A 6,783-nucleotide genomic window follows, 5' to 3' on the forward strand; every position below is an offset into this window, starting at 1 on the left:
CTGGCGTCGTGCGCGCCCGACGCCACGCTCGGCGCGCTGCCGCTGGTCTACCCGTTCATCGTCAACGACCCCGGCGAGGGCACCCAGGCCAAGCGCCGCGCGCACGCGACCGTCGTCGACCACCTGATCCCGCCGATGGCCAGGGCCGACTCGTACGGCGACCTGGCCCGGCTGGAGCAGCTGCTGGACGAGCACGCGACCGTCGCCGCCCTCGACCCGGCCAAGCTGCCGGCCGTGCGGGCGCGGATCTGGACGCTCATCCAGGCCGCCCAGCTCCACCACGACCTGCACGTGGACGAGCGGCCGCGGGACGCGGAGTTCGACGACTTCCTGCTGCACGTGGACGGCTACCTGTGCGAGATCAAGGACGCCCAGATCCGCGACGGCCTCCACGTGCTCGGGCAGGTCCACACCGGGGAGGCGCGGGTCAACCTGGTGCTCGCCGTGCTGCGCGCCCGCCAGGTCTGGGCCGGCGCCGCCGGGGCGCTGCCCGGCCTGCGCGAGGCTCTCGGCCTGCCTCAGGACGCCGGGACGGCGGAGGTGGACGCGTTCGAGGGCGAGGCGCGGCGGCTGGTCCAGGCCATGGAGGACCACGACTGGGACCCGGCGGCGGCCGGAGCGGTCACGGACGTGCCGGAGGTCGCCCGGGTGCTGCGCTTCGCCGCGGCCGAGGTCGTGCCGCGGCTCGACCGGACCACCGACGAGGTGGCGCACGTGCTGCACGCGCTGGACGGCGGATACGTGCCCGCCGGGCCGTCCGGGTCGCCCACGCGCGGGCTGGTCAACGTGCTGCCGACCGGCCGCAACTTCTACTCGGTCGACCCCAAGGCGATCCCGTCGCGACTGGCCTGGGAGACCGGCTCGGCGCTCGCGGCCTCGCTGGTCGAGCGCTACCGCGCCGACACCGGCGAGTGGCCGCGCACGGTCGGACTGACGGTCTGGGGCACCAGCGCGATGCGCACCCAGGGCGACGACATCGCCGAGATCATGGCGCTGCTCGGCGTCCGGCCTGAGTGGGACGACGCCTCCCGCCGGGTGACCGGCTTCGCGGTGATGACCGCCGAGGAGCTGGGCCGCCCCCGGGTGGACGTGGTGGTGCGCATCAGCGGCTTCTTCCGCGACGCGTTCCCGCACGTCGTGACGCTGCTGGACGAGGCCGTACGGACGGTCGCCGCGCTGGACGAGCCCGCCGAGGTCAACCCGCTGCGCGCGCACGTCCACGCCGACCTCGCCCGGCACGGCGACGAGCGCCGCGCCACCAGCCGCGTCTTCGGCTCCAAACCCGGCGCGTACGGCGCGGGCCTGCTGCCGCTCATCGACGCCCGCAACTGGCGCGACGACGCCGACCTCGCCGAGGTGTACGCGGTGTGGGGCGGCTACGCCTACGGCCGAGGCCTGGACGGCCGGGAGGCCCGCGCGGACATGGAGGCGGCGTTCCGGCGCATCGACGTGGCGGCCAAGAACCAGGACAACCGCGAGCACGACATCGCCGACTCCGACGACTACTTCCAGTACCACGGCGGCATGGTGGCCATGGTCCGCCACCTGACCGGCACGTCCCCCGCGGCGTACGTGGGCGACTCGCACGTCCCCGACGCGGTGCGCACCCGGACGCTGGGCGAGGAGACGCGGCGGGTGTTCCGGTCGCGGGTGGTGAACCCGCGCTGGATCGCGGCGATGCGGCGGCACGGCTACAAGGGCGCGTTCGAGATGGCGGCCACGGTGGACTACCTGTTCGGGTTCGACGCCACGGCCGGGGTGGTGGACGACTGGATGTACGAGTCGCTCGCCGCCTCCTACGTCTTCGACCCGCAGGTGCGCGAGTTCATGCGGGCGTCCAACCCCTGGGCGCTGCGCGGCATCGCCGAACGGCTGCTGGAGGCGGCCGACCGGGGCCTGTGGGCCGAGCCGTCGCCGGAGACCCTCGACGGCCTGCGGGCGACGTACCTGGAGATGGAAGGCGACCTGGAGGCGGGCAAGTGACGGGATACCCCTTTTCCGCGGTCGTCGGGCACGACGACCTCAAGCTGGCGCTGCTGCTCAACGCCGTGTCGCCCGCGATCGGCGGCGTGCTCGTGCGGGGCGAGAAGGGCACGGCGAAGTCGACCGTGGTGCGGTCGCTCGCGGCGCTGCTGCCCGAGGTGGCGGTGGTGGCGGGCTGCCGGTTCTCCTGCGACCCGGCCGCGCCCGACCCGTCCTGCCCCGATGGTCCCCATGAAAGCGGCCTGTCGCCGCGGACGCGCCCGGCCCGGCTGGCCGAGCTGCCGGTCGGCGCGTCGGAGGACCGCGTCGCCGGGTCGCTCGACCTGGAACGGGCGCTGACCGAGGGCGTCAAGGCGTTCGAGCCGGGCCTGCTGGCCGCGGCCCATCGGGGCGTGCTGTACGTGGACGAGGTCAACCTGCTCCACGACCACCTGGTGGACCTGCTGCTCGACGCGGCGGCGATGGGCGTGGCCCACGTGGAGCGCGAGGGCGTGTCGGTCCGCCACGCGGCCCGCTTCCTGCTGGTCGGCACGATGAACCCCGAGGAGGGCGAGTTGCGCCCGCAGCTGCTCGACCGCTTCGGCCTGGCCGTCGAGGTGCGCGCCTCACGCGACCCCGCCGAGCGGGCGGAGGTGGTGCGCCGCCGCCTCGCCTTCGACGCCGGCCCGGCCGGTTTCGCCGCGGCCTACGCCGACGGTGAGCGCGACCTCGCCCTGCGCATCGTGGCGGCGCGCGACCGGCTGCCCGGCGTGGCGCTCCCCGACGCCGCGCTGCGCGGCATCACGGCGGTGTGCGCGGCCTTCGACGTCGAGGGGATGCGCGCCGACCTCGTGATGGCGCGTACGGCCGTCGCCCTGGCCGCGTGGGAGGGCAGGGACGAGGTCACCTCCGACGACGTCCGGGCGGCCGCCCGCCTCGCGCTCCCCCACCGCCGCCGCCGCGACCCGTTCGACGACCCCCATGACGACCGGGGCCACGGTCTCGACGAGGAACGGCTGGAACAGGCTCTCCGCGAGACCGGCGACACCCCCGACGACGCCCCCGACGACGGGCCGGACGACGGGCCGGACGACGAGGGCCCGGGCGGCGGGAGCGCGTCCGGCGGTGACGCCGGCGAGGGCGGCGGGTCCGGAGGCGCCGCGGGGTCCCCGCCCGTCCAGCCGGGAGCGCCCTATCGGACCCGGCTCCTCGCACCGGAGGCGGCCGGCCGGGGCGGGCCCGCCGGACGGCGCGGGCGCACCACGGGAGAGTCCGGCCGCACCGTCGGCGCCCGCGTCCCGGCCGGGCGGCTGCGGCTGCTCGACCTGCCGGCCACGCTGGCCGCCGCCGCGCCCCACCAGCGCGGGCGGGGCCGTACCGGTTCCGGCCTCGTGCTGCGCCGCGACGACCTGCGCGAAGCCGTACGCGAGGGACGCGAGTCCAACCTCGTGCTGTTCTGCGTGGACGCCAGCGGCTCGATGGCCGCCCGGGCGCGGATGCGCGCGGTCAAGGGCGCCGTGCTGTCCCTGCTGCTGGACGCCTATCAGCGCCGCGACAAGGTCGGCCTGGTGACCTTCCGCGGCGAGGACGCGACGGTCGCGCTGCCGCCGACCTCCAGCGTCGAGCTGGCCTCCGGCCGGCTGGCCCGGCTGGCCACCGGCGGGCGCACCCCGCTGGCCGCCGGGCTCCATCGGGCGGAACGGGTGCTGGCCGCCGAGCGGCTGCGCGACCCCCGCCGCCGCGCGCTGCTCGTGGTCGTCACCGACGGGCGGCACACCTTCGGCCCCGACCCGGCCGACGTCGCCCGGCGGCTGGCCGGGGTCGCGAGCGTGGTCGTCGACTGCGAGCACGGCCCCGTACGGCTCGGCCTGGCCGGACGGCTCGCCGCCGCGCTGGGCGGGACCGCGATCCGGCTGGAAGAACTGGCGGCCGATCACCTGGCCGCGGTGGTGCGTGACGTCAGGAGGGTGGCGTAGATGCCACAGGGCAGGCCGGCCAGCGTGCCGGACGACGGGCTGACCACGCGCGCGCGGCGCAACCGCCCGCTGGTCATCGTGCACACCGGGGAGATGAAGGGGAAGTCGACGGCCGCCTTCGGCCTGGCGCTGCGCGCCTGGAACCAGGGCTGGCCCGTCGGGGTGTTCCAGTTCGTCAAGAGCGCCAAGTGGCGGGTCGGCGAGGAGGCCGCCCTGCGCGCCCTCGGCCGGCTGCACGAGCAGACCGGTGAGGGCGGGCCGGTGACCTGGCACAAGATGGGCGAGGGCTGGTCGTGGATCCGGCGGCCCGGCACCGAGGCCGACCACGCCGCCGACGCCCGCGAGGGCTGGGCGCAGATCAAGCGCGACCTCGCCGCCGAGACCTACGGCCTGTACGTCCTCGACGAGTTCACCTATCCCCTGAAGTGGGGCTGGGTCGACGTGGACGACGTGGTCGAGACCCTGCGCGCCCGGCCCGGCCGCCAGCACGTGGTGATCACCGGCCGCGACGCCGATCCCCGTCTGGTGGAGGCCGCCGACCTCGTGGTGGAGATGACCAAGGTCAAGCACCCGATGGACGCGGGGCAGAAGGGCCAGAGGGGCATCGAATGGTGAACGTCCCCCGGCTCGTCGTCGCCGCCCCCGCCTCGGGCACGGGCAAGACCACCGTGGCCACCGGGCTGATGGCGGCGCTGACCGCGCGCGGCCTGGCCGTCTCGCCGCACAAGGTGGGCCCCGACTACATCGACCCCGGCTACCACGCGCTCGCCACCGGCCGTCCCGGCCGCAACCTCGACGCGTTCCTCGTCGGGGAGGACCTGGTGGCCCCGCTGTTCGCGCACGGCGCGCGCGGCGCGGACGTCGCCGTGGTCGAGGGCGTGATGGGCCTGTTCGACGGGCGTGGTCCCACGTCCGAGGCGTCCACCGCGCACGTCGCCCGGCTGCTGGACGCGCCGGTGCTGCTCGTCGTGGACGCGTCGTCCCAGTCGGCGTCCGTCGCGGCCCTCGTGCACGGCTTCGCCACCTTCGACCGGTCCGTGCGGATCGCCGGGGTGGTGCTCAACCGGGTGGGCTCGGCCCGCCACGAGGAGATCCTCCGCGAGGCGCTGCGGCCGCTCGGCATCCCGGTGGCCGGGGTGCTGCCGCGCGACGCGGCCGTCCGCGTGCCGTCGCGGCACCTCGGCCTGGTGCCCGCCGCCGAGCGCGACGCGCAGGCGCGGCGGGCCGTGGCCGCCCTCGGGGCCCTGGTGGAGCGGCACTGCGACCTCGGCCTGATCCTGCGCCTGGCGTCGGCCGCGCCTCCGCTGTCCACGACGGCGTGGTCGGCCGCCGACGCGGCGGGGATCCCGGTTCCCGGGCGGCCCGTGGTCGCGGTCGCCGCCGGCGCGGCGTTCACGTTCTCCTACGCCGAGACGGCCGAGCTGCTGAGCGCCGCCGGGGCCGAGGTGGCGTACGTGGACCCGCTGCGGGACGAGGCGCTGCCGCCGGGCACCCGGGCGCTGGTGATCGGCGGCGGGTTTCCCGAGGTCCACGCCGCAGACCTGGCCGCCAACGCGCCGCTGCGGGAACAGGTCGCCCGTCTCGCCGCCCGCGGCCTGCCGATCACGGCCGAATGCGCGGGTCTGCTCTACCTCGCCGCCTCGCTCGACGGCGCGCCCATGTGCGGGGTGCTGCCGGTGGAGGCGCGGATGACCGAGCGGCTGACGCTCGGCTACCGGGAGGCGGTACGGCCCGACGGCACCGTCGTACGCGCCCATGAGTTCCACCGCACCGCCTGCTCTCCGCCCGCCGGGGAGTCCCCGGCGTACGTGCTGCCGAGGCGGGAGGGATTCGTCCGGGGCGGCGTGCACGCCTCCTACCTCCACCCGCACTGGGCGGGCACGCCACGCCTGGCCCGCGACCTCGTGAAGGGGGCTGCCGCATGAGGCCCGTGCTGACGGGGGTGGGCGTCGGCCCCGGCGACCCCGACCTGGTGACGGTGAAGGCCGTGCGCGTGCTGCGCGAGGCCGACGTCGTGGTGGTGCCGGTGGCCGACACCGGCGAGGAGGGCCGCGCCGAGCGGATCGTCCGCGCCCACACCTTTCGCGACGTGCTGCGCCTGGAGTTCGCCCTCACCGACGGGCCGCGCCGCGACGCCGCCTGGGACGCGGCGGGGGCGGCCGTCGCCGCCGCGTACGGGCGCGGGGCGCGGACCGTCGCCTTCGCGACGATCGGCGACCCCAACGTCTACAGCACCTTCACCTACCTGGCCGAGACCGTGCGCGGGCTCGTGCCGGAGCTGGAGGTCCGCACGGTTCCCGGCGTCACCGCCATGCAGGCGCTCGCGGCGAGCAGCGGGACCGTCCTGGTCGAGGGCCGCGAGTCGCTGGCGCTGATGCCGCTGACGGCGGGGCTCGACGCCCTGCGCGGGGCACTCGACGCCCACGACACCGTCGTCGCCTACAAGGGAGGGCGCATGCTGCCGGAAGTGCTGGCCGCCGTCCGCGAGTCCGGCCGCCTGGCCGGCGCGGTGTACGGCGCGTCGCTCGGGCTGCCGGAGGAGGACGTGCGGCCCGCGGCCGGGCTCGATCCGGCCTGGACCGGGCCGTACCTGTCCGCGCTGCTGGTCACCCGGGAGCGTACGGGCCGGGGAGGCCGGTTGTGAGCGGGCCTGCTTTGAGGGGCAAGGTCGCTTTCGTCGGCGCGGGGCCGGGCGCGCCCGACCTGCTCACGCTGCGCGGCGCGGCGGCCATCGCGGCCGCCGACGTCGTGGTCTGGGCCTCCAGCCTGGTCCATCCCGGCGTGCTCGACCACGCCCGGGCCGGCGCCCGGATCGTCGACTCCGCCGCGGCGCCCTTGGAGGAGG

The 6,783-nt window shown here is 76.4% G+C and carries 6 protein-coding genes; all 6 read left to right on the forward strand.

Annotation, left to right across the window (positions count from 1 at the left end; genetic code table 11):
• Positions 1-1,983, forward strand: a 1,983-nt coding sequence (locus AB0J39_RS36980) for a cobaltochelatase subunit CobN (protein WP_363473419.1), incomplete at its 5' end; no start/stop codon positions are given.
• Positions 1,980-3,938 carry a putative cobaltochelatase gene (locus AB0J39_RS36985; protein ID WP_363473422.1) on the forward strand — a complete coding sequence of 653 codons (1,959 nt, stop codon included), beginning with the start codon at positions 1,980-1,982 and terminating at the stop codon, positions 3,936-3,938. The genes AB0J39_RS36980 and AB0J39_RS36985, both read left to right, overlap by 4 nt.
• Positions 3,939-4,553, forward strand: coding sequence for a cob(I)yrinic acid a,c-diamide adenosyltransferase (gene cobO, locus AB0J39_RS36990; RefSeq protein WP_363473424.1), 615 nt, complete (start codon positions 3,939-3,941; stop codon positions 4,551-4,553).
• Positions 4,547-5,863 (forward strand): cobyrinate a,c-diamide synthase, encoded by a 1,317-nt coding sequence (locus tag AB0J39_RS36995; protein ID WP_363473426.1) that lies wholly within the window; start codon positions 4,547-4,549, stop codon positions 5,861-5,863. Before cobO ends, AB0J39_RS36995 begins: the two co-directional genes overlap by 7 nt.
• Positions 5,860-6,582, forward strand: coding sequence for a precorrin-2 C(20)-methyltransferase (cobI, locus tag AB0J39_RS37000; RefSeq protein WP_363473428.1), 723 nt, complete (start codon positions 5,860-5,862; stop codon positions 6,580-6,582). The genes AB0J39_RS36995 and cobI overlap by 4 nt, the downstream gene beginning before the upstream one ends.
• On the forward strand, positions 6,579-6,783 hold a 205-nt coding region (locus AB0J39_RS37005), incomplete at its 3' end, for an SAM-dependent methyltransferase (protein ID WP_363473430.1). The genes cobI and AB0J39_RS37005, both read left to right, overlap by 4 nt.

The organism is Microbispora sp. NPDC049633 (genome assembly GCF_040675265.1).
In the GTDB taxonomy this organism is placed as follows: domain Bacteria; phylum Actinomycetota; class Actinomycetes; order Streptosporangiales; family Streptosporangiaceae; genus Microbispora; species Microbispora maris.